We start from the raw sequence: 22,642 nt of genomic DNA on the forward strand, positions 1-22,642 counted from the left end.
TCCCTTGCCGCGCCCGGCCGTCGGGCACCTGCGGCAGCGTGGGGGTTGGTCGCGCAGTTCCCCGCGCCCCTGCGGGCGCCTCCGCAGCGGCGTGGGAAACGCTGAGGCTTCGAAGCCACCCTTGCCCCGCCCGGTCGTCGGGCACCTGCGGCAACGTGGGGGCTGATCGCGCAGTTCCCCCCGCCCCTGCGGGCGCCTCCGCAGCGGCGTGGAAAACGCTGAGGCTTCGAAGCCACCCTTGCCCCGCCCGGTCGTCGGGCACCTGCGGCAGCGTGGGGGCTGGTCGCGCAGTTCCCCGCGCCGGCGTGGTTCAGAACACGACGAGGGCGCGGCCCCCCTTGCCGGAGAGCATGGTGTCGAAGGCGGCCGGGATGCCGTCCAGGGTGATCCGTTCGGTGACCAGGGCGCCCAGGTCGAAGGCGCCGGAGCGGATGTGCCCCGCGAGGACCGGGAGATCGCGGGCGGGGTCGGAGTTGCCGTAGACGCAGCCGGAGAGGGTGCGGCCCCAGTGGAAGATCTCCAGGGCGTTGAAGGTGACCTGCTCGTCCTTGCCGCCGATACCGACGACCGTGGTACGTCCGCCGCGCCGGGTGGACTCCCAGGCGGTGCGGATGGTGCGGGCCCGGCCGACGCACTCGACGGCCACGTCCACGCCCTGCTTGCCGGTGAGGGAACGGATCTCCCGGGCGGTGGTGTCGGAGGCGACCACGTACTCGGTGGCGCCCGCGGCGCGGGCCAGTTCCTCCTTCTCCGGGGAGACGTCCACGGCGACGATCGTGGAGGCGCCCGCGATCCTCGCCGACTGGAGCGCGGCGAGGCCCACTCCCCCGACGCCGAACACGGCGACGGTCTCACCGGCGCGGACGCGGGCGGAGTGGTGGACCGCGCCGTAGCCGGTGAGCACGGCGCAGCCCAGCAGGGCGGCGTCGGCGAGGGGGACGCCGTCCGGGGCGGGCAGCACACAGGCCCCGGGCACCACGGTCTCCTCGGCGAATGCGGCCACGTTGAGGCCGGGGTGCAGATCGGTGCCGTCGTCGGCGCGGCGGGCGTGCACCCGGGCTGCGCCGTCCAGGGCGTGGGCGCACAGCCAGACCTCGCCGCGGACGCAGGCGGGGCAGCTGCCGCAGGAGGGCGCCCAGTTGAGGACGACCGCGTCGCCGGGGACGACATGGGTGATGTCCTCACCGACGGCGACGACGGTGCCGGCACCCTCGTGGCCGAGGACGGCCGGGACGGGCACGCGCATGGTGCCGTCGGACAGGGACAGGTCGGAGTGGCAGACCCCGGCGGCGGCGAGCCGGACACGGACCTCGCCGGGTCCGGGCTCGGGGAGGTCGATGCCGGTGACCTCGAGCGGGGCACCGACGGCGGGCAGAACGGCGGCACGTACGGCCATGGCTGTCATGACTCCCTTAGAACTGGAGGGACTTGGTCTGCAGGTACTCGGTCAGGCCGTGGGAGCCGAGTTCGCGCCCCACGCCGGACTGCTTGTAACCACCGAACGGCGCGAGCGGGTTGAAGCGGCCGCCGTTGATGTCCACCTGTCCGGTGTCCATGCGGCGGGCGAAGGCCACCGCCTCGGACTCGTCACCGGCCCAGACGGCGCCGGCCAGGCCGTACACGGTGCCGTTGGCGATGCGCAGGGCGTCCTCCTCGTCCTCGTAGCGCAGGACCGAGAGCACGGGGCCGAAGATCTCCTCCTGGGCGATGGTCATCTCCGGGGTGACGTCGGCGAAGACCGTGGGGCTGACGTGGAAGCCCTGCGGCTGCGGGGACTCGGGGCCGCCCGCGACCAGGCGGGCGCCCTCGGCGACGCCCTTCTCGATGTAGCCGCGCACCCGGTCCCGCTGCCGGGCGCTGACCAGGGGGCCGATGCGGTCGGCGTACTTGCCGGCGGCGGCCGCGGCGAGCTCCACGGCCTCGTCGTACCGGTCGCGGTGGACCAGCATGCGGGTCCAGGCGCTGCACGTCTGCCCGGAGTTGGACATCACGTTGGCGACGCCGACGTTGACGGCGCGGGCCAGGTCGGCACCGGGCAGGATGACGTTGGCGGACTTGCCGCCGAGTTCCAGGGCGACCTTCTTCACCATGCCGGTGGCGATCGCGCCGATCCGGCGGCCGACGGCGGTCGAGCCGGTGAAGGAGAGCAGGTCGACGCCCGGGTGCTCGGCGAGCGCCTGGCCTGCCACCGGGCCCAGGCCGGTGACCAGGTTGAACACGCCCGCCGGGACGCCGGCCTCGTGGACGCACTCGGCGAAGACCCGGGCGACCAGCGGGGTGTCCTCGGCGGGCTTGACGACCAGGGTGCAGCCGGCGGCGAGGGCGGGCGCGGCCTTGGCGACGATCTGGTGCAGCGGGTAGTTCCACGGGGTGATCGCGCCGACCACGCCGACGGGTTCGTGGAACACGGTCGAGTTGCCGATCTTCTCCTCGAAGGAGTACGTCGAGGCCAGCTCGGCGTAGGAGCCGGCGACCGCGACGGGCACACCGGCGTGGACGGTCTGCGACAGCTTCTCGGGCGCGCCGAGTTCCGCGGTGACCGTCGCGGCGATCTCGTCGCGGCGGGCGTGGAGCTGGTCCCGCAGGGCGGTGAGGCGGGCCGCGCGCTCGGCGGGCGGGGTGGCGGCCCAGCCGGGGAGGGCGGCGCGGGCGGCGCGTACGGCGGCGTCGACGTCCTCCCCGGTGCCCGCCGGGACGGTGGCGATCACCTGCTCGTCGGCCGGGTTCACCACCTCGATCACGTCCGGGCCGGCGGCGGGGCGCCAGGCGCCGTCGATGTACATGCCGTCGTATGCCTTCATCGCGCTTCCTCCGGGGCGGGGGCGTCCTGTGCGGACACCTAAACTAGCGATGTTAGTTTTTCCGCGCCAGGGGGTCGGCCGCGTGCCCCCGCTCACTCCTCCAGATCGGGCAGCCGGTCCGGGTTCGGGCAGATCCGCTGACCGTGCTGGTCGAAGACGAAGAGGTGCGCCAGATCGACCAGCAGCGGGACCTGCATGCCGTACCGCAGCCTGATGTCGGGGGTGGTGCGGACGATGAGGTCACCGGGCACGCGCGGCTCGGCGGAGGCGGTGGACGTGTCGGCGGGGCCCGGGCCGTCGGGTCCGTCCAGGGTGGCCACGGCGCCCGTGCGGACGGTGCTCGCGCGCAGGGCGCCCGCCCGCTCCCGGAGGCGTTCCAGCACCGTCGCGCCCTCACGGCGGCGGCGCCGGACGCCCGGACGGTCGGGGGCCGGCCGCGGTGCCTCCAGTTCGGGCACGACGGCGGGGCGGGAGCCGGTGTTGAAGTGCACCAGCACCTCGTGGCCCTGGAACTCCAGGTGTTCCACCAGACCGGTGAGGGCCACCTCGCCGGGGCGCGCGACGGACGGCTTGGCGATCCGCACGGCCTCGGACCTGAGGCCCACGATCACCTCGCGGCCCTGCTGCACCCGTAGCAACTGATGGTCCAGGGACAGCGGTTCGGGCAGTCGCAGGAACTGCTTGCCGAGGCTGATCGTCATCGCCCCGTCCAGGGGGGCGCGGACCAGCCCGCGCAGCAGATTGATGCGCGGGGTACCGATGAACGCGGCGACGAAGACGTTGTCGGGCAGGGAGTACACCGCGCGCGGTGTGCCGACCTGCTGGAGGACTCCGCCACGCAGGACGGCGACCCGGTCACCGAGCGACATCGCCTCGGACTGGTCGTGGGTGACGTAGACGGTGGTGACCCCCAACTGCCGGGTGAGCTGCGCGATCTCGGCCCGCACATGGTTGCGGAGCTTGGCGTCGAGGTTGGACAGCGGCTCGTCCATGAGGAACGCGGAGGGCCGGCGGGCGATGGCCCGGCCCATCGCGACCCGTTGGCGTTCGCCGCCGGAGAGCTGGGCGGGGAAGCGGTCGAGGAGGTCCTGGATGCCCAGCATGCGGGCGGTGGCGTCCACCTTGGGCGCCGGGTCGTCGCCGGGCGACTCGATGCGCAGGGGGAAGCCGATGTTGTCCCGGCTGGTCATGCTCGGGTACAGGGCGAAGTTCTGGAACACCATCGCCATGTCCCGGTCGGAGGGGGGCAGTTCGTTGGCGTACTCGCCGTCGAGGAAGAGGGTGCCCTCGTCGATCTCCTCCAGGCCCGCGATCATCCTGAGCACGGTGGACTTGCCGCAGCCGGACGGGCCGAGCAGCACGAGGAACTCGCCGGGGGTGATGGCCAGGGACAGCCGGTCGACCACGCGCACACCTCGCGCGTAGGACTTGCTCACGTCGTGCAGGGTGATGGCGCGTGTCATGAAGGTGCCCCCGGGGCTCATCAGGGCGCTGCTGCTCCGCGGTCGGACGCCTCGTGCGGGTCGTACGGGGCGTGTGAGTCACGGAAGCTAACGGAAAGTAGGCGGCCGGGGAAGACGGCGGACACGATCGGAGGGCTCTGTCCGCCGACTGAGAAAGCGGACGCATGTATGCGGGGCGGGGCCCGGCGGACGCCGTTCCGACGGGGCGGGTCCGGGTGCCGGCCGTCCCGGTCCGCCGGGTCGGATCGTGACCGTCGGGCAAGGTCACGGCATCGCGCTCACGGGGACCGGCGGGCCGTGGACCGTCCCCTTTCGGTGGTGTCGCGTCGGCCCGTCGGGGGTGCGTCCGGTGCGGGGGCGGGTGGGGTGCGGGCGGCGACCCCCGCGGACGCCAGCAGCAGGGCGCCCAGCATCACGAACGGCGCGGCCACGCCCGCGGCCCCGGCGACCAGGCCCGCCGCCGCGGGGGCGGCGACCTGGCCCAGCCGGTTGCCGGTCAGGCGCAGGGCGAGCGCGGTGGACCGGGCGGCGGCGGGCGCGGCCTGGACGACCGTCGTCATGGACAGCGGCTGGCCGACGCCCAGGCAGAAGCCGAGGGCGGCGAGGACCGTCGCCAGCACCCCCACCGGCACCGGCAGTGCGACGGCCGCGCACAGCAGCGCCGCGAGCAGGCAGGTGACCGTGAGCAGCGTCGTACGGCCGAGCAGCCGGAGCAGTGGGGTGAGGATCAGGCGGCAGGCGATCGTGGCCGCCGCGCGCAGGCTGAGCAGCAGGCCGACGACGGCCGGGTCGATCCCCCGGTGCTCGCCGACCACCGGGAGGTAGGCGGTGAGGATGTCGGTCGCCGACAGCACCGCCAGGCTGATCAGCATGCCCGCGGGGACGCCCCGGGCGCGCAGGATGCCCCGCACCGGCACCCGCTCGCCCGGTGCCGTACGGGGCCGCACCGCACCCGGTTCCTCGATGCGCCACAACGAGGTGAGCGCGAGGGCGCCGCCCGCTCCCGCCGCGATCAGGGCGAAGGCGCTGGTGCGGGTCATGTCCGCGCCGATCAGCGCCCCCGCGGCGACCGGTCCGGCCAGCTGGCCCAGCGACGCGCCGATGGTGAAGTGGCCGAAATTGCGGTCCTGTTCGTGCGGCGCCGACCGGCGGGCGACGAGCGACTGCGCGCCGATCACGAAGCACAGGTGTCCGAGGCCCATCACCCCGCTCCACAGGGCCATCGCCCCCAGCGACCCGGTGACGCCGCTCAGCGCGCACCCGGCGGAGATCAGGACCACGCCGATCGGCAGCAGAGGGGCGCAGCGCCCGTGGTCGGTGCGCCGGCCGAGCGGTACGGCGGCGAACAGCGGCAGCAGCGCGTAGACGCCGGCGATCACGCCGACCGCCCGCTCGTCCGCGCCGAGGGCCAGCGCCCGGTAGGAGACGGCCGGCCGGGCCATCGACACCGCCCCCTGCGCGAAGGAGAAGGCGATCACGAGCCGGAGCAGCCAGCCGCGGTTCCCACCGGGCGTCATGACGGATTCCTTCCAGGAGCGTGGGGGCTGAGGCGGCGCGCGGTCAGACCGTGCCGAAGAGGACTCCGGCCGCGAGGATCAACAGGCAGGTGAGAGCGGCCCACTTGACGACGAACCGGGTGTGGTCGCCGAACTCCACCTTGGCCATGCCGACGAGGACGTAGACGGCCGGGACGAGCGGGCTGGACATGTGCAGCGGCTGGCCGACGAGGGAGGCGCGGGCCATCTCCAGCGGGGTGACGCCGTGCGCCGCCCCGGCTTCGGCGAGCACGGGCAGGACACCGAAGTAGAAGCCGTCGTTGGACATGAAGTAGGTGAGCGGCAGGCTCAGCACGCCGGTGACCAGGGCCATGTGCGGACCCAGCCCGTCGGGGACGGTGTCCACCAGCCACCCCGCCATGTGGTCGACCATGCCGGTGCCCTGCAGGACGCCGGTGAAGACGGCGGCGGCGAAGACCATGCCGGAGACGTTCAGGACGTTGTCGGCGTGGGCGGCGATGCGGGCCTTCTGGTCGGGCAGGCGGGGGTAGTTGACGGAGAGCGCGAGCGCGGCGCCGAGCAGGAACAGCACGGGGATGGGCAGCCACTCCATGATCATGGCGGTGACGAGGACGCCCGTGAGCAGCGCGTTGAACCAGTACAGGCGCGGCCGCAGGGTGGGGCGGTCCGGGTCGAGCCCCTTGAGGTCGTCCTCGGCTCCCTTGAGGTCGTCGTCCTCGGCACCGTCCCCGGCGTGGTCCCCGGCACCCGTGTCCGTGCCGCCGCCCAACCGCCCCGGTCGGCCGGCCCCGTCGCCGCCGCCCGCGCCCACCAGGACGGTCTCCTTCGTGTCGACGAGCACCTCGTCGGACAGCAGCGTGCCCAGACGCCGCCGCTCCCGCAGCCCCAGCACGTAGGCGAGGCCGAGGACGCCCAGCAGGCCGACCAGCAGCGCTGGGATCATCGGGACGAAGATGTCGGCGGCGTCGAGCTTCAGCGCGGTGGCCGCGCGGGCCGTGGGGCCGCCCCAGGGAACGGTGTTCATCACGCCGTTGGCCATGGCGGCGACGCCCGTCATCACGACCAGGCTCATGCCCAGCCGCTTGTACAGGGGGTACATCGCCGAGACGGTGATCATGAAGGTGGTGGAGCCGTCGCCGTCCAGCGACACGATCGCGGCCAGCACGGCCGTGCCCACCACGATCCGCATCGGGTCCGCCTTGCAGAAGCGGAGGATCGCGCGGACCACCGGGTCGAAGAGCCCGACGTCGATCATCACGCCGAAGTAGACGATCGCGAACATCAGCATCGCCGCCGTCGGGGCGAGGCCGGACACTCCGTCGATGACGTAGTCGCCGAGGTGGGCGCCCTTGCCGACGGCCACGCAGAACAGCGCGGGGATCAGCACGAGCGCCGCGATCGGCGACATCTTCTTCGTCATGATCAGGACCAGGAAGGTCGCGATCATGACGAAGCCGAGGATGGTCAGCATGAATGGGACACCTAACGTTCGCCCTTGAACATCCGGCGAGGGCCGGCGGTGTGACGACGTTAGGTACGCCCGGGCGGCGCCAACAAGACGTGAGACCGTGAGCAATAAGCGCGAAACCCCAGGTCAGGCGTTTGCTCAGGTCAGCGCGGTGGCCGTTTCCTGCTCCTCGGCCGGCACGGGGGCCACCTCGACGGGGATGCCGTTGAGCACGGCGTTGCCCGACAGCGGGTCCAGGAGGCTGCCGTCGAGCAGCTGGTTGACGTTGACGCCGGGGGTCACGGAGGCGTGGCGGGTACGGGTGCCCGGCCGGTCGTGGCCCCAGCCGTGCGGCAGGCTCACCACGCCCCGGCGCACGGTGTCGGTGACCTCGGCGGGAGCGGTGACCTCTCCCCCGGCGCCCTTGATCCGCACCGGCTGTCCGTCCCGTACACCGAGGCGTTCGGCGTCGTCGGGGTGGAGGTGCAAGGTGCAGCGGTTGGAGCCCCCGGTGAGGGCGGGCACGTTGTGCAGCCAGCTGTTGTTGGAGCGCAGATGGCGGCGCCCGACGAGGACGAGACCGGCGGGGCGTTCGCGCAGGGCGGCCCGCAGCCGGGGCAGGTCGGCGGCGATCGGGGCGGGCAGCAGTTCCACCTTGCCGCTGCGGGTCTTCAGCGGCTGGGGCAGCCGGGGGCGCAGCGGCCCGAGGTCGATGCCGTGCGGGTGCGCGAGCAGCTTCTCCAGGGTGAGCCCGTCCGGGTCGGCACCGAAGCCGTCGCCGTAGGGGCCGAGGCGGAGCATCATGTCGAGGCGTCGCTCGGGGCCGTTGACACCGGTGAGCAGGCCGGCGAGTTCCTTCGGGTCGCGGCCGTGCACCGGGGAGTGCGGCTCGCCCACGGCCTTGCCGAGGGTCTGCCGGATCACCAGGTCGTCCACGGCGGAGGGGTCGGCGCCGTGCATGCCGGTCGCGGCGAGGACGAGCCGGGCGAGGATCTCGGTCTCGGCCATGCGGCCGGGTTCGAGGGGGACGGCGGGGCGGGTGTAGCGGACCTGGTTGCGCACGGCGAGGGTGTTGAACGCGAAGTCGTGGTGCGGGCTCTGGGCCGGCGGGGGCGGCGGCAGCACGACGTGCGCGTGGCGGGAGGTCTCGTTGAGGTACGGGTCGACGCTCACCATGAAGTCGAGGGAGGCCAGCGCCGTGTCGAGCCGGTCGCCGTCGGGGGCGGAGAGCACCGGGTTCGCGCCGACGGCGACGACGGCGCGGACCGGCGCGCCCTCGTCGGTGGGGGTGTCGATCTCCTCGGCGAGGGCGGACAACGGCAGTTCGCCCTTGGCCTCGGGATGGCGGCTCACCCGGGAGTGCCAGCGGCCGAGGGCGAAGCCGTGGCCGGGTCCGGCGGGGCGCGGGGTCCGGTCCGTGGCGGCCTGCGGGAAGAGCGCGCCGCCCGGCCGGTCCAGGTTGCCGGTGAGGATGTTGAGGACGTCGACGAGCCAGCTGGCGAGGGTGCCGTGCGGGACGGTGCAGCTGCCGATGCGGGCGTAGACGGCGGCGGTGGGGGCGGCGGCGAGCTCCCGGGCGAGGACGCGGATGGTGGCGGCGTCGACGTCACAGGCGCCGGCGACCGCTTCGGGGGTGAAGCTGGCGAGCGCGGGGGCCAGTTCGTCGACGCCGTCGAGGTGCGGCGCGGCGGCGCCGAGGTCGACGAGGTCCTCGTCGAACAGGGTGCGGGCGATCGCGGCGAGGAGCAGCGCGTCGGTGCCGGGGCGGACCGCGAGGTGCCGGTCGGCGAGGCGGGCGGTGCGGGTGCGGCGCGGGTCGACGACGGTGAGGGTGCCGCCGCGCGCCCTGAGCGCCTTGAGCCGGCCCGGGAAGTCGGGGGCGGTGCACAGACTGCCGTTGGACTCCAGCGGGTTGGCGCCGATGAGCAGCAGGTGGCCGGTGCGGTCCAGGTCGGGCACGGGGATGCGGTTGGCGTCGCCGAAGAGGAGCCCGCTGGAGACGTGCTTGGGCATCTGGTCGACGGTGGACGCGGTGAACACGCTGTGGGTGCCGAGCCCGCCGATCAGCAACGGCGGGTAGAGGGCGCCGGCCATGGTGTGGACGTTGGGGTTGCCGAGGACGACGCCGACGGCGTGCGGTCCGTGCCGCTCGACGACCCCGCGCAGTCCGGCGGCGACGGCGTCGAACGCCTCCTCCCAGGTGGCTTCGCGCAGTTCCCCGTCCACGCGGACGAGCGGGGTGCGCAGCCGGTCGGGGTCGGAGTCCACCTCGCCGAAGGCGGCGCCCTTGGGGCAGACGAACCCCTTGCTGAACACGTCGTCGCGGTCGCCGCGGGCGCCGGTGACCTTGCCGTCGTCGACGGTGAGGACCAGGCCGCAGGTGGCCTCGCACAGGGGGCAGATACGGAGAGCGGTGCGGGACACGGGTCCTCCCGGTACGGCGGCGTCGGTGACGCACGGACGGGCCGAGCATACCGACCGGTACGCATGGTGGGGAGGGCGTGCGGGGAACGGGGCCGGATCCGCGTCAGTCGAGCACGGGGGCCAGATACGCCCGGAGCATCGCGCGCAGCTCGCCGATGACCTTCTCGTCCCCTTCGGGCGCCACCCGGAAGGCCAGGTCGACCAGGGCGTCGGCGGTCTCGACGGCGACCAGGAAGGTGCGGCGCAGGTCCTCGTCGTCGGCGGCGCGGCCCAGGTAGCCGGCGAGCAGCGCGGCGAGCCGGCCGGCGACCCGGTGGTTGGGTTCGGCCCGGCGCGCGCCGACCGGGATCTGGTTGCCGAAGTCGACGAGGGAGAAGCCGGGGGCGGTGCGCTTCATGTCCAGGTAGGTGTCGAGCACGACGTCCGTGGCGTGCCGCCAGCCGCGGTCACCGGTGGCGGAGAGCCGCTCGGTGACGCGTTCGGTGAAGCGCTCCAGGTTGCGCTGGGCGAGCGCGTCGGCCATCTGGCGTTTGTTGCCGAAGAAGCGGTAGACGGAGCCGATGGGCACCCCGGCGCGCTCGGCGACCGCGCGGGTGCTCAGGTCGTCGTACCCGACCTCGTCGAGGAGGCCGGCGCAGGCGTCGAGGATCCTGGCCAGCCGTTCGGCGCTGCGCCGCTGCACGGGCGCCCGGCGGAGCGATGTCGGGTGGGACACGGGGGTCATCATGCCTGCCCGGGGCCGCCGGGTGAACCGGGGCCCGCGGCGATCGGTTCCACGCTCGGCTCCACGGTCGGTTCCTGCCCCGACAGCGTGATGTCGGCGGTGCTCTCCACCGGCTCGCCGTCGACGGCCCACACCGAGCCGTCGTCGGCGTACAGCCGGGCGGTGACGTGGTGGGTGCCGCGCGACACGGTGCCGGGGGCCAGGTGGTACTCGGGGGTGCGCAGCAGGGCGACGCGGCGGCCGTTCACCTCCAGGTGCGCCAGACCCCGGCCGGCCTCCGCGCGCCGGCCGGTCCCGTCGGGCGAGAAGCGGAAGTTGCGCACCCGCAGCCGGACGTCCCAGCCGCCCTCGGCGTCGGGGGCGACCTCCACGGTGACCCGGGGGGCGCCCTCCTCGTCCACCTCGCGGTAGGGGCGGCCGTCCTTGTCGCGCTCGTCGAGGAGCCGGCCCACGGGTGAGGACGACACCTCGTCCGGCCCCTGGCCGGCTCCGGTGTCGCAGCCCGCGGTCCCGGCCAAAAACGCGACACAGACCGCGAGCGCGGGGATGATCGGCTTCCGCGTCCACGTCATGCCCGGGAGCGTAGAACAGCGGTCCGAACGCGCGAATCCCCCTGAAGTCGGGTTCCGTGTACTCCGTGGAGGGGACGGGACGGAGGGGAGGACGGGCCCGGGGGCCGAGATCGCGCGGCACCCTTGCGCCGGTGAAACCGCAATCCTACGGTGTTCCATAGGAATCGGCTCGGCAAGGGAGCAGCGGACATGAGCGACGGGGCCACCGCCCGCGTGAGCACAGCGGATCGCGAGGAGGCACGCAAGATCGCCGAAGGGCTGGAGCATCTCTCCGGCTTCGGCAACGAGCACAGCTCGGAGGCGGTACCGGGCGCCCTGCCCGTGGGGCGCAACTCTCCGCAGCGCGCGCCGCTCGGGCTGTACGCCGAGCAGTTGAGCGGTTCCGCCTTCACCGAGCCGCGGGCGGAGAACCGCCGCTCCTGGCTGTACCGGATCCGTCCGTCGGCCGCCCACCCGGCGTTCACCCGCACCGGCAACGGCGGCCTGCGCACGGCGCCCTTCACCCAGACGGTGCCCGATCCCAACCGCCTGCGCTGGAACCCGCTGCCCGAGCCGGCCGGGGACACGGACTTCCTGGCCGGCCTGTGGACACTGGGCGGCAACGGCGACGTCACCCAGCGCAGCGGCATGGCGGTGCACCTGTACCACGCCAACGCCTCGATGGAGCGGGTGTTCAGCGACGCCGACGGTGAGCTGCTGATCGTCCCGGAGCGCGGCGGGCTGCTGCTGCGCACGGAGTTCGGGCTGCTGCATGTGGAGCCCGGACACATCGCGCTGATCCCTCGTGGAGTGCGGTTCCGTGTGGAGCTGTTGAATGAGTCGGCGCGCGGTTATGTGTGCGAGAACTATGGGGCGCCGTTCCGGCTGCCCGACCTGGGCCCGATCGGCGCCAACGGGCTCGCCAACGCCCGGGACTTCCGGGCACCGGTGGCCGCGTACGAGGACGTCGAGGGCCCGGTGGAGGTGGTCAACAAGTACTGCGGCAACCTCTGGACGGCCACGTACGACCACTCCCCGCTGGATGTCGTCGCCTGGCACGGCAACCATGTGCCGTACGCCTATGACCTGCGCCGTTTCAATGTGATGGGCACCATTTCGTACGACCACCCGGACCCGTCGATCTTCACCGTGCTGACGTCTCCGAGCGACACCCCCGGGCTGGCCGGGGTGGACTTCGTGGTGTTCGCCCCGCGCTGGCTGGTCGGCGAGGACACCTTCCGTCCGCCGTACTTCCACCGGAACGTGATGAGCGAGTACATGGGCCTGATCGAGGGCGCGTACGACGCGAAGGCGGAGGGGTTCGTGCCGGGCGGCGGCTCGCTGCACAACATGATGTCGGCGCACGGCCCGGACCGGGAGACGTTCGACCGCGCGAGCGCGGCGGAGCTGCGTCCGCAGAAGATCGACAACGGCCTGGCGTTCATGTTCGAGACGCGCTGGCCGGTGTCCCTCACCCCCCAGGCGGCGCGGGCGGAGCACCTGCAGCAGGGCTACGACGACGTGTGGCAGGGCCTGGAGCGTCACTTCCGGCCATTGCACTGACCGTTCTCCGACCGGTACGGATAGCGCGTGACCTCCTTCGCCCCGGACTCGATCGTCCTGAACCGCAAGTTGCCGCTCTGGTATCAGGTGTCGCAGTCGCTGCGCGCCTCGATCCTCGGCCGCTCGCCCCACGACCCGCTGCGCCTGCCCACCGAGGAACAGCTGGCCGGGCACTACGGGGTGAGCGTGCTGACCATGCGGCAGGCACTGAAGGAGCTGGAGGACGAGGGACTGATCACGCGTCACCGCCGGCGCGGCACGTTCATCGAGCCGGACGCCCTGCGGGGCGCCCCGGTGCGGCTGCTGGGCTCGGTCGACGCGATCGTGGCCCAGCAGTCCGGCATGACGACCGAGCTGCTGGAGCACGGTCCGGCGCCGGTGCCGGCGGAGTTCGCCGAGCACTTCCCGGGCCTGTCGGAGACGGCCGCCTACCACCGGCTGCGCTGCGACGAGAAGACCGGCGAGCCGACCAACCACGCCCGTAACTACGTGCGTCCCGAACTGGCCGCGCGGATCGATCCGGAGGCTCTGGTCCGGTGGCCGATGACGAAGGTGCTGCGGGACGCCGTCGGCGCGGACATCGGCCGCATCACGGACACGGTGGAGGCGCGGCTCGCGGACCCGGAGACGGCCCGGCTGCTGCGGGTCCCGCTGCTCAGCCCGATCCTGCACTACACCGGCGTCACCTACGACTCCGGCGGACGGCCCCTGGACGTCGCCGTCATCCACTACCGGGGTGACCGCTTCTCCTTCACGGTGACCCTGGACGCCACCTGATCCGCCCGGCGCCGTCAGGTCGTACGATGCCCAGCGTGACGCACGACGACGCTCCGCTGCTGGCGGACCTCATGCCGTGGTCCGTCGCACCGCCGCGGCTCGGCCGGGGGTGGCCGGCGGCCCCCGACGCGGCGTCCCTGAAGGCCCGCTGGGACACCCTGGTGAAGGCCGCGGGACCGGACCGGGAGGCCCTGTTCCGGCCGACGCGCTCCCGGACCCCGCACACGGCGGTCGGCCAGCTGCCCGGGCAGGACGGCGGCACGGAGCGGCTGGCCCGCGCCACGGGACCGTGCCCGGAGCCGGTGCGGGTGCTGCGCGGCCCGTTCGACGAGCAGTGGCTGATCCCGGACCAGCGGCTGATCGACGCGCCCCGCCCCGAGCTGTGGCGGGTGGCGGACGCGCATCAGGTGTTCGCCGTCGAGACGGCCGCCCCCCGCTCCTCGGGCCCGGACACGCCCCACGGCCCTCCGCTGCTCGCCACGTCCCTCCTCCCGGTCCTGGGCACCGGCCGGATCCGTCCGCTGTACCGCCGGCCGGGCGCCGCCGAGCCCAATCTGGCACCGGGGCTGACGGAGCACCTCGCCGGGCGGCTGGGGCTGGAGGTCTCCCCCGTCGACGTCCTCGCCTGGGCGACGGCCGTGGCCCGCCCGGCCCCGAACGGCCTCGCCGTGCCGCTCACCGCCGACCCGGACACCTGGCGGCGCGGGGTGTCGCTGGGCCGCCGGCTGCTGTGGCTGATGCGCCGCGACGGGGAGCGCCCCAGGCTGCCGGGCGGCCGCCGCCCGTACGTGCGCGCCCCGCTGCCGGCCCGGCCGGCCGCTCTCGCCTACGACGGGGACGAGGAGGCGCTGTTCCTGGGCGAGGGCAGGATCTCCCCCGTGCCGCGGGAGGCCTGGGACTTCGAGGCCGGGGGCGTGCGGGTGCTGGAGGAGTGGTTCGCGGCCCGCACCCAGCCGGCCGAGCCGGGCACCCTGGCGGCGATCCGGCCGGCCGACTGGCCGCAGGGCTGGACGTCGGAGCTGCTGGAGCTGGTCACGGTCCTCGCCCTGCTCGCCGAACTTCGGCCGTCGCGGGAGGAGTTGACGGGTCAGCCGGTCCCCGCCCCGGTCACCGTCGCCGACCTGCGCACGGCGGGCGTCCTTCCCGTACCGGCCGCCGCCCGCCGCCCCGCCTCGGTCCTGGACGCCCGCGAGGAGGGCCCGGAGGGACAGCTCGCGCTGATCTGAGGCAGCGCCTGTGCACGGCGGCGACGCACGGTACCGGGCGAGGGCCCGGGTGACCGCCTGTGCGCCGTGGGGTCGCGGCGCTCTCCGACGCATTGTCAGTTCGGCGCACTAGGGTCCCGCTCACGGTCGTCGCACGGACGGCCGCCCTGCCGGCCGGACATCAGGAGCTGCTGCACCCATGGGATTCGAGGCGACCTACGCGGACTTCTCCGCCGACCCGGTCCGACTGGCCAACGCCGACGTCAGGCCGCGCGGGGCCCGGTTCGCCGGGTCGCACCTGGCGCTGGGCGCGGGCGGGAGCGTGACCCTGGAGTTCGAGGTGGCGGACCCGGAGGACGTTCCGCAGGTGACCCTGACCGTCACCGCGCTGGTGTCCAAGGCCGGCAGGTCGCTGGGGTACGCCCCGATGGACGTGTTCCTGCAGGGTGAGCCGGTGGCCGTGAACCTGACCGTGCCCGGGGGCGGGGACCTTCCGCAGGACAACGTCTTCGCCGTCCCCGGGCATCTGCTGAAGCCGGGCACCAACACCCTGGAGATACGCTCCTCGGCCGAGGCGCGCACCATGCTCCGGCTCTACCGGGTCACGCTCGACCCCGTGTGGGAGCACGGCCGTTCGGAGCGTGCCCGGACGGAGGCGGCCGCCCGCGACTCGGTGTTCGCCTACCGTACGGAACTGCGGCCCGCCCACTCCTCCTCCGCGCACTGGCGGCCGGCGCCGCGGCTGCTGTTCCACGTCGACCGGGGCGAGCACGCGCTGCCCGCACAGCTCGGCTGGCGCGGCACCGACGGCGCCGAGACCGCCGTCAGTTTCCAGGCGAACATGTCCGACTTCCACGGCTGCCGCCGTGACGCGGACGGCACGGTCCACGAGTACCGGGGACGCGTCGTCGGCCGCTGGGCCTATCCGGAGGGCGTCGACCAGGTTCCGGCGGAGTCCCTGCACCGGTTCCACACCGAGGAGGGCTGGGGCGGCGGCTGGCACCGCTCCCACGAACTGCGGCTGCTGGTGGACGACGGCGGGGCCGCGCCGGAGCGTGTGACCTGGCGGGACCAGCGGGGCAACTCCGGTGTGGTCGTGCTGCACACGCTGGAGGACGAGGCCGAGGTGACCGAGGCCGAGGCGAGCGACGAGCACGTCGCGGCGGGCGAGGTCGCCCACAACCTCCTCGACGACTCCCGCGGCAAGTGGCTGGCGGGCGACGACACCGCGCTGCTCGACTTCGCGCTGGCCCGCCCGGCCACCGTCACCTCGTACGTCCTCGTGTCGGCGAACGACTTCCCCGACCGTGACCCCCAGGACTGGGCCCTCCACGGCTCCGACGACGGCCGCACCTGGACACCGCTGGACTCCCGCACGGGTGAGACGTTCGACCGCCGGTACCAGGCGCGGGAGTTCTTCCTGCGCGGCGCGCCCAAGACCCACCGCCACCTCCGTCTGGAGATCACCCGCAACGGCGGCGCGCACGAGACCCAGCTCGCCCAGATCCGCTTCCTCGAGGGTCCGGCCGGTCAGGGTTTCACCGGCTACTACCAGCGTCATGACGAGGGCCCCATCGGCTACCGCGGCACCCCCGTCGCCGCCTCGTCCCCCACCGGTCTCCCCGCCGCCGCTTCCCGCGTCGCCTCGGACCTGGAGACGGCCGTGGCGAGCCTCGCCGAGACGGCACAGACGCTGGCCGCCCTGGCGGCACGACTGCGCACGCACTGACACCGGGCCCGCGTGGGGTTCAGTGGCGGGGGTCGAAGCCGTTCAGGACCCGGGTGAGGGCACGTTCGAAGACCGCCTCCAGGTCGATCGGGCCCGGGTCCTCGGCGAAGGCCGCCGCCATCCTCGGATACGCGCCGCTCGCGACGCGGGACATCAGATAGGCGCTGCGGACCGCGTCCTCCCGCTCCTGCGACCAGGGCAGCGAGCGGGTGCGTTCGGCGGTGGCCAGCTCGTTGGAGACGTACGTCGTCACGACGCCGTTCAGCATCGCGATCAGCTCCAGCTTGGTGCCCTGCGGGCCGGGCATCGGGTCCAGGCAGGCCAGGCAGTGCTCCAGGTAGCGCAGGGAGTTGGGGCTGAAGCCGTAGACCGGTGACATCAGCCGCGGCAGCCACGGGTGGCGGTGCATCAGCGACCGGCTCTGGTGGGCGACCCGCAGCATGTCGGCGCGCCAGTCACCGCTCGGCTCCCACAGTTCGTGCTCGGCGGCGACCGCGTCGACCATCAGCTCGTGCAGGTCCTCCTTGCGGGGGACGTAGTTGTACAGCGACATGGTGCCGCAGCCCAGCTCGGCGGCGACGCGGCGCATGGAGACCGCGTCCAGGCCCTCGGCGTCGGCGACCCGCACAGCGGCGGCCGCGATGTCGGCGCGGCTGTACGCCGGCCTGGGCCCACGGCCGCTGCGCTCGGGGCGCGCCCAGATCACTTCGGGTTCGGCCGCTCGGCCCGCCATCGGTCATCACCTCGCTCACCATCGTAGTTACGTACACCGTACGTAGTGCGCTATGGTCACCCCATGACTACTACGTACGCTGTACTTAGTGAGGGCCTGGAGAAGCGCTTCGGTGCCGTGCGTGCCCTGCGCGGGCTGGATCTGGCGGTGGCCGAGGGCACGGTGTGCGGGCTGCTCGGCCCCAACGGCGCGGGCAAGACGACGGCGGTCCGGCTGCTGACCACGCTGCTGCGCCCCGACGCGGGGTCCGCGCGGGTCGCGGGCCACGACCTGCTGCGCGAGGCCGCCGCCGTACGGCGGCGGATTAGCGTCACCGGGCAGGACACGTCGATCGACGGGGACCTCACCGGCCGGGAGAACCTGCGGCTGTTCGCGCGGCTGCACCGGGCGCGGGGCGCGGCCGCCCGCGCCGACGAACTGCTCGCCCGCTTCGGACTGACGGAGGCGGCCGGCCGTCCCGCCTCCACCTGGTCGGGAGGCATGCGGCGGCGGCTGGACCTCGCGGTGAGCCTGGTCCGGCGGCCCGAGGTGCTGTTCCTGGACGAGCCGACGACCGGGCTCGACCCGGCCGGCCGCAACCTGGTCCGGGAGGTGGTCCGGGAGCTGACCGGCGACGGCACGACGGTGCTGCTGACCACCCAGTACCTGGAGGAGGCAGACCAGCTGGCCGACGACATCGCGCTGGTCGACCGGGGCCGGGTCGCGCACACCGGCTCACCGGCCGAGCTGAAGGCCCTGGTGGGGACGCATGCCGAGGTGGTGGTGGCGGACGGCCACGCCCTGGAGGCGGCGGCCGGGGTGCTGGACCGGCTCACCGGATCGCGGCCCTCGCTGGACCGCGAACGGCACACGGTCGGCGCGGTCACCCGCGACCCCACGCTCACCCTGCCGCACCTGGTGCGCACGCTGGACGCGGCCGGCGTGCCGCTGCTCGACGCGAGCCTCAGACCGCCGACCCTCGACGACGTGTTCCTGCGGCTGACCGAACCGCCGGCCGACCCGGCGGACCTCCCCCACGGCGACAAGGAGCGTGCCGCTTGAGCACGTTGGCGTACGACGGCACCGCGATGCTGGGCCGGCAGCTGCGGCGGATGCGGAACAACCCGGGGCTGCTGATCCTCACCCAGACGATGCCGGTGAGCATGCTGCTGTTCTTCGGCTACGTCTTCGGCAGCGCGCTCGCCGTGCCGGGCGCCGGGTACCGGTCCTTCCTGGTGCCGGGGCTGCTGGTCGCGACGGCGGCGGGCGGTGTGATGACCGGCATGTTCCAGTCGGCGCAGGACGTGCACCGCGGGGTGACGGACCGGTTCCGGACGCTGCCGATGAGCCGGGCGGCCGTGCCGGCGGGCCAGGCGGTCGCCGACGTCCTGGTCACGGCGGCGGGGTCGGTGCCGTTCCTGCTGGTGGGGCTCGCGGTGGGCTGGCGGGTGGAGGGCGGCGTGCTGGAGGCGGCGGGCGCCGTCGGTCTGCTGCTGCTGTTCCGGTTCGCGTGCGTGTGGGCCGGCATCTACCTGGGTCTGCTGACGCGGAACGAGGAGGCGGCCGGTCAGCTGGGCGGGGCGACCTTCCTGCTGCCGCTGCTGTCGAGCGCCTACATCCCGACGGCGGGGCTGCCGGACGGGCTGCGCACGGTGGCGGAGTGGAATCCGATCAGCGCGGTGGCGACGGCGCTGCGGGATCTGTTCGGCAACGCTCCGGTACCTCAGGGTTCGGCCTGGCCGACGGCGCACCCGGTCGCGGGGTCACTGGCCTGGTGTGCGGTGCTGCTCGCGGTGTTCGTTCCGCTCGCGGTACGGCAGTACGCGCACGGGAAGCGGTGACGGGAGAGGCGCCGGGCGCGTGGGGACGGCGACGAGGTCCCTGGTCACGCCGGGTGCGCGCGGGGGTCACGGCAGCACCGGGTCCGCGGTGGGTGCGCGGGCGGGAGGGCCGCTGAACCGGGCCCTGCGGTCGCGGCCGGGTGGGATCGGTGGCGACGGCAGGGTGAGGTGCCGGGGATTGTGTGGACCGGCGGAACGGGGCGGTGGGCCGTGGGGACGGCGAGCGGGCGGGCGCGCCGCGCCGGGACGGGTGGACCGTCCGGCGCGGACGCTACCGGCTGCCGAACAGGGAGCGGCGCAGTCGGCGCAGCGGGGCGAAGAGCGAGACGCGGCTCGTGCGGGCCCGCGCGCCCCTGGTGCCGTGGTGCGCGCTGTCACGCGCGGTCAGCTCACGCATGAGCGACGTCGCCTCGGCCGTCTCCCGCTGCGGGACCGCCGGCCCCGCGAGGACCGAGAGATGGCGGTCGAGACGCGAACTGCTCGCGCTGCTGCCGCAGGTGATCGCAGGGACCCTGGCCCTACTGCGCACTGTTATCTGTTCCATGTCACTCCCCACCCGTACGACTCCACCCGGCCCGGGCAGGGTAACCCTATCGCCCCATACGGGCACCCGTGTATCGAGGTCACAGGATTCACCTTCCCCGTAAGGGTGTTGACGAACACTCGACGATTACTCTCCGAATCCGACCGTTTTCAGGGCGAGTTGGACGATGGGCTGGCCGGTGGGTTGTGGAGAGCCGCCGTCCGGTTCGACGGTTACCGCGAGTGACGTCGCCGAGGTGTCGAGACCGGACGCGACCAAGGGCGTGTCGCCCTGGAAGAGGCCCAGGGAGCGGGGCCGGCCGTCCTGGTCCATGAGCCAGAGCTGGCGCACACGTCCGTTCGGAGGGTCGCCGTATCCGCCCAGAGTGACGACGGCACCGCGAGCCGATACGGAAGCGATCACTCCGAATGTGCGGCCGCGTGCGTCCCGGCCGCTGCTCGCGCGGGCGTCGGGGGCCGCGAGAACGTGGGCGATCTCACGTGTCCGGTCGCGTGCGGCGTTCAGTTCGTCCCGGGTCCGGTCCGCCTGCACCCCGAACAGCGCGGCGACGACGAGTGCCGCGGCGGCGGTGGCCGTGGCGAACGGCACGAACAGCGGGCGGCGTTCCCGGACGCGCGGCGGAGGTGCCGAGCCCCAGACGTGCGGCGGCAGCCGCGGTTCGCGCGCACGGGAGTCCGCCTGCGGCGCGGGTTCCTGGGCGGTGGTGCGCACGGCGGCGAGGACCCGGTCCCGCAGGGCGGGCGGCGCGGGCGCGGCCGTGGACCACGCCAGCCGGACGGCGTCCTCGGCGAGGTCGCGCACCTCGGCGGCACACCGGGCGCAGGACCTCAGGTGCTTCTCGAAGCGGACCCGCTCGGCGGGTTCCAGGGCGTCGAGGGCGTAGGGGGCGGCGAGCGAGTGCAGGTCCTCCCGGGAGAACAGCCGGCCGAACGGACTCATGCCGCGCCTCCCAGACAGTTCCGGAGGCGGGTGAGCCCGTCCCGCATACGGGTCTTGACGGTGCCCAGCGGCAGTTTGAGCCGCTCGGCCACCTCCCGGTAGGTGTAGCCGTCGTAGTAGGCGAGCGTCACCGACTGGCGCTGCAGTGCGGTGAGCCGGTCCAGACAGCGGCGCACCCACTCGCGTTCGAGTCCGGCCTCGACCTCCTCGGCGACCTGGTCGAAGGCGGGGCCGTGGCCGCGCCGGGCCTCGCGCTGCTCGCGCTCGCCCGCCGCGCGGACGCTGCGCACCCGGTCGACGGCGCGGCGGTGGGCCAGGGTGAGCACCCAGGACAGCGCGCTGCCCCGGCCCGGGTCGAACCGCGCGGCGGAGCGCCAGAGTTCGAGCAGCACCTCCTGGGCCACCTCCTCGGACTGGGCCGGGTCCCGCACCACGCGCCGCACCAGCCCGTACACCGGTCCGGAGACCAGCCCGTAGAGATCCTCGAACGCCTTCTGGTCGCCGCCGGCCACCTGGATCAGCAGCTGATCCGCCTCCAACGCCCCTCCCCCTTCCCCGGCCCGCCGGACCGTCCGGTCGCACACGGCATGCGCAGCGAGCGCGCCTCCGGATGGGAAGTACGGATCACGGGGCCGAAAACGCGGGTCGGCGGGGAGAAATGCTACGGGCGCGGTGGCCGTCGGGGAGGGGTGCGGGAACAAGTTCACGGTTCGGCCAATCCGGCCCGCCCGGGGCTCCGAATCCCAGTGCGTCAAGGCAAGTCGGCACTGAGGACGGACGGCATGACACCTAACTCCAGGACCCCTGCGGGGCGCAGGGGCCTCGCGACCCTGATCTGTGGTGCGCTGGCCGCCGGGGGGCTCGCAGCCGCCGGCGCGTCCGCGCTGGAACCCGAGGCGGCCTCCGCCTCCTCCCACCGGGAGGCCCCGCTGATCTCGGGCACCCCGCAGTACGACAACACGGACCTGTACGCGTTCGTCAGTCCCGACAAGCCGGACACGACGACGATCATCGCGAACTGGATCCCCTTCGAGGAGCCGGCCGGGGGGCCGAACTTCTTCACGTTCGCGGAGGACGCGCAGTACGACATCCACATCGACAACAACGGTGACGCCCAGGGCGAGCTGCTGTTCCGCTACACCTTCGAGACCCACGTGAAGAACGAGAAGACGTTCCTGTACAACACCGGGCCGGTCACCGCCCTGGACGACCCGGACCTCAACGTCACGCAGACCTACGACGTCGAGCTGCTGAAGCTGAAGAACCAGCACGCGGTGTCCCGTACGAAGATCGCGCACGACGTGCCGGTGGCCCCGTCGAACGTCGGCAAGGCGTCCATGCCGGACTACGACACCCTGCGCGAACAGGCGGTGCGTGAACTGGCGGGCGGCACGACCACGTTCGCCGGGCAGGCCGACGACCCGTTCTTCCTGGACCTGCGGGTCTTCGACCTGCTGTACGGCGGGAACCTCTCCGAGGTCGGCAACGACACCCTCAAGGGCTACAACGTCAACTCCGTCGCGCTGCAGGTGCCGACGCACCTGATCACCGAGTCGGCGGACCAGCCGGTGGTCGGCATCTGGTCCACCACCCAGCGGGAGAACGCCGAGGGGCATCTCGTGCAGGTGTCCCGGCTGGGCAACCCGCTGGTGAACGAGGTCGTCAACCCGATCGGGGACAAGGACACGTTCAACGCGTCCGCGCCGTGGGACGACGCGCAGTTCCTGAAGAACGTCACCGAGCCGGAGCTGCCGAAGCTGATCGAGGCGATCTACAAGATCCCCGCGCCGAAGGAGCCGCGCGAGGACCTGGTCGACGTGTTCCTCAAGGGCGTGGAGGGCCTCAACCAGCCGCCGCATGTGCGCCCTTCGGAGATGCTGCGCCTCAACACCTCGATCGAGCCGGCCGCGAAGCCGAAGCGGCTGGGTGTCCTGGACGGCGACACCGCCGGCTTCCCCAACGGGCGCCGGCTGACGGACGACGTCGTCGACGCCGCGCTCCAGGTCGTCGAGGGGGAACTGGTCGGGGCGAAGAACGACCTGGGGGACGCGGTCGACGCCAACGACAAGGAGTTCGGCGCGGCCTTCCCCTACCTGGCGAACCCCACGGAAGGGTCGCGCGGCCCGCTCGCCAAGGGCGTCGACAGCGGCAACGACGTGCGCAACCAGCTGGGTGACGCGCTGCGGCCCGCCGGGGCGGACGGCACGAGCGACACCGTCCTCGTCGCCGCGTCCGCGGGCGCGGGAGCGGGCGGACTGCTGCTGATCGGCGTGGCGCTGATGTGGTGGCGGCGGATGCGACGCCGGGCGTACTGACCGCCGCCCCGGATCCCCCGGGCGGCCGGCACGTCCGGCCGCCCCCACCGACAGGCGCGGCCCTCCCGTCCCCCCACGTCAGGGCCGCGC

Annotated in this window: 19 protein-coding genes; 7 read left to right on the plus strand and 12 right to left on the minus strand. The window is 73.5% G+C overall.

Going from position 1 to position 22,642, the window contains the following annotated elements; all coding sequences use genetic code 11:
• Positions 1-310: 310 nt before the first annotated feature.
• The 8 genes from ACIF8S_RS09675 to ACIF8S_RS09710 all read right to left on the minus strand — a co-directional run bounded on the left by ACIF8S_RS09675 (position 311) and on the right by ACIF8S_RS09710 (position 10,948).
• Entirely contained in the window at positions 311-1,396 is a 1,086-nt protein-coding gene (locus tag ACIF8S_RS09675; protein WP_399998380.1) for a Zn-dependent alcohol dehydrogenase, read from the minus strand.
• Between the two features lie 16 nt (positions 1,397-1,412).
• The gene (locus ACIF8S_RS09680; protein WP_399998381.1) at positions 1,413-2,801 is read right to left on the minus strand and encodes an aldehyde dehydrogenase family protein; all 1,389 of its coding nucleotides are present in this window, start codon (positions 2,799-2,801) and stop codon (positions 1,413-1,415) included.
• 92 nt (positions 2,802-2,893) lie between these two features.
• A complete protein-coding gene (locus ACIF8S_RS09685; protein ID WP_399998383.1) occupies positions 2,894-4,264 on the minus strand; it encodes an ABC transporter ATP-binding protein in 1,371 nt (456 codons plus the stop codon).
• Between the two features lie 278 nt (positions 4,265-4,542).
• Positions 4,543-5,781, minus strand: a complete 1,239-nt coding sequence (locus ACIF8S_RS09690; RefSeq protein WP_399998384.1) for an MFS transporter — start codon at positions 5,779-5,781, stop codon at positions 4,543-4,545.
• Between the two features lie 43 nt (positions 5,782-5,824).
• Positions 5,825-7,252, minus strand: a complete 1,428-nt coding sequence (locus tag ACIF8S_RS09695) for a CitMHS family transporter (RefSeq protein ID WP_399998386.1) — start codon at positions 7,250-7,252, stop codon at positions 5,825-5,827.
• A 135-nt stretch (positions 7,253-7,387) separates the two neighbouring features.
• A complete protein-coding gene (locus ACIF8S_RS09700; protein ID WP_399998388.1) occupies positions 7,388-9,652 on the minus strand; it encodes a molybdopterin oxidoreductase family protein in 2,265 nt (754 codons plus the stop codon).
• Positions 9,653-9,755: 103 nt separating this feature from the next.
• The gene (locus ACIF8S_RS09705) at positions 9,756-10,376 is read right to left on the minus strand and encodes a TetR family transcriptional regulator (RefSeq protein ID WP_399998502.1); all 621 of its coding nucleotides are present in this window, start codon (positions 10,374-10,376) and stop codon (positions 9,756-9,758) included.
• A complete protein-coding gene (locus ACIF8S_RS09710) occupies positions 10,376-10,948 on the minus strand; it encodes a hypothetical protein (protein ID WP_399998389.1) in 573 nt (190 codons plus the stop codon). Before ACIF8S_RS09710 ends, ACIF8S_RS09705 begins: the two co-directional genes overlap by 1 nt.
• A 189-nt stretch (positions 10,949-11,137) precedes the next feature.
• Here ACIF8S_RS09710 and hmgA point away from each other — a divergent pair, with 189 nt between their 5' ends.
• The 4 genes from hmgA to ACIF8S_RS09730 all read left to right on the plus strand — a co-directional run bounded on the left by hmgA (position 11,138) and on the right by ACIF8S_RS09730 (position 16,201).
• Positions 11,138-12,490, plus strand: coding sequence for a homogentisate 1,2-dioxygenase (hmgA, locus tag ACIF8S_RS09715; protein ID WP_399998390.1), 1,353 nt, complete (start codon positions 11,138-11,140; stop codon positions 12,488-12,490).
• Positions 12,491-12,517: 27 nt separating this feature from the next.
• Positions 12,518-13,267 carry a GntR family transcriptional regulator gene (locus ACIF8S_RS09720; protein ID WP_399998391.1) on the plus strand — a complete coding sequence of 250 codons (750 nt, stop codon included), beginning with the start codon at positions 12,518-12,520 and terminating at the stop codon, positions 13,265-13,267.
• Between the two features lie 26 nt (positions 13,268-13,293).
• Entirely contained in the window at positions 13,294-14,493 is a 1,200-nt protein-coding gene (locus ACIF8S_RS09725) for a type ISP restriction/modification enzyme (RefSeq protein WP_399998393.1), read from the plus strand.
• A 178-nt stretch (positions 14,494-14,671) separates the two neighbouring features.
• Positions 14,672-16,201: a discoidin domain-containing protein gene (locus tag ACIF8S_RS09730; protein WP_399998395.1), complete on the plus strand. Its 1,530-nt coding sequence runs from the start codon at positions 14,672-14,674 to the stop codon at positions 16,199-16,201.
• A 19-nt stretch (positions 16,202-16,220) separates the two neighbouring features.
• Here the strand turns inward: ACIF8S_RS09730 and ACIF8S_RS09735 are convergent, their stop codons facing one another.
• Positions 16,221-16,934: a TetR/AcrR family transcriptional regulator gene (locus tag ACIF8S_RS09735; RefSeq protein ID WP_399998397.1), complete on the minus strand. Its 714-nt coding sequence runs from the start codon at positions 16,932-16,934 to the stop codon at positions 16,221-16,223.
• A 63-nt stretch (positions 16,935-16,997) separates the two neighbouring features.
• Here ACIF8S_RS09735 and ACIF8S_RS09740 point away from each other — a divergent pair, with 63 nt between their 5' ends.
• Positions 16,998-17,975 (plus strand): ATP-binding cassette domain-containing protein, encoded by a 978-nt coding sequence (locus ACIF8S_RS09740; protein ID WP_399998398.1) that lies wholly within the window; start codon positions 16,998-17,000, stop codon positions 17,973-17,975.
• Positions 17,972-18,754 (plus strand): ABC transporter permease, encoded by a 783-nt coding sequence (locus ACIF8S_RS09745; RefSeq protein WP_399998399.1) that lies wholly within the window; start codon positions 17,972-17,974, stop codon positions 18,752-18,754. Before ACIF8S_RS09740 ends, ACIF8S_RS09745 begins: the two co-directional genes overlap by 4 nt.
• A 271-nt stretch (positions 18,755-19,025) precedes the next feature.
• Here ACIF8S_RS09745 and ACIF8S_RS09750 read toward each other — a convergent pair whose 3' ends face one another.
• The 3 genes from ACIF8S_RS09750 to ACIF8S_RS09760 all read right to left on the minus strand — a co-directional run bounded on the left by ACIF8S_RS09750 (position 19,026) and on the right by ACIF8S_RS09760 (position 20,776).
• Positions 19,026-19,298, minus strand: coding sequence for a hypothetical protein (locus tag ACIF8S_RS09750; protein WP_024885250.1), 273 nt, complete (start codon positions 19,296-19,298; stop codon positions 19,026-19,028).
• Between the two features lie 126 nt (positions 19,299-19,424).
• A complete protein-coding gene (locus ACIF8S_RS09755; RefSeq protein ID WP_399998400.1) occupies positions 19,425-20,237 on the minus strand; it encodes an anti-sigma factor domain-containing protein in 813 nt (270 codons plus the stop codon).
• The gene (locus ACIF8S_RS09760) at positions 20,234-20,776 is read right to left on the minus strand and encodes a sigma-70 family RNA polymerase sigma factor (RefSeq protein WP_215212902.1); all 543 of its coding nucleotides are present in this window, start codon (positions 20,774-20,776) and stop codon (positions 20,234-20,236) included. Before ACIF8S_RS09760 ends, ACIF8S_RS09755 begins: the two co-directional genes overlap by 4 nt.
• A 243-nt stretch (positions 20,777-21,019) precedes the next feature.
• On the opposite strand from ACIF8S_RS09760, the gene ACIF8S_RS09765 reads away from it, so the two are divergent.
• On the plus strand, positions 21,020-22,552 hold the full coding sequence (locus ACIF8S_RS09765; RefSeq protein WP_399998403.1) for a DUF4331 domain-containing protein: 1,533 nt from the start codon (positions 21,020-21,022) through the stop codon (positions 22,550-22,552).
• Positions 22,553-22,642 lie beyond the last annotated feature (90 nt).

The sequence above is a fragment of the Streptomyces sp. NPDC085937 genome (assembly GCF_044540535.1).
In the GTDB taxonomy this organism is placed as follows: domain Bacteria; phylum Actinomycetota; class Actinomycetes; order Streptomycetales; family Streptomycetaceae; genus Streptomyces.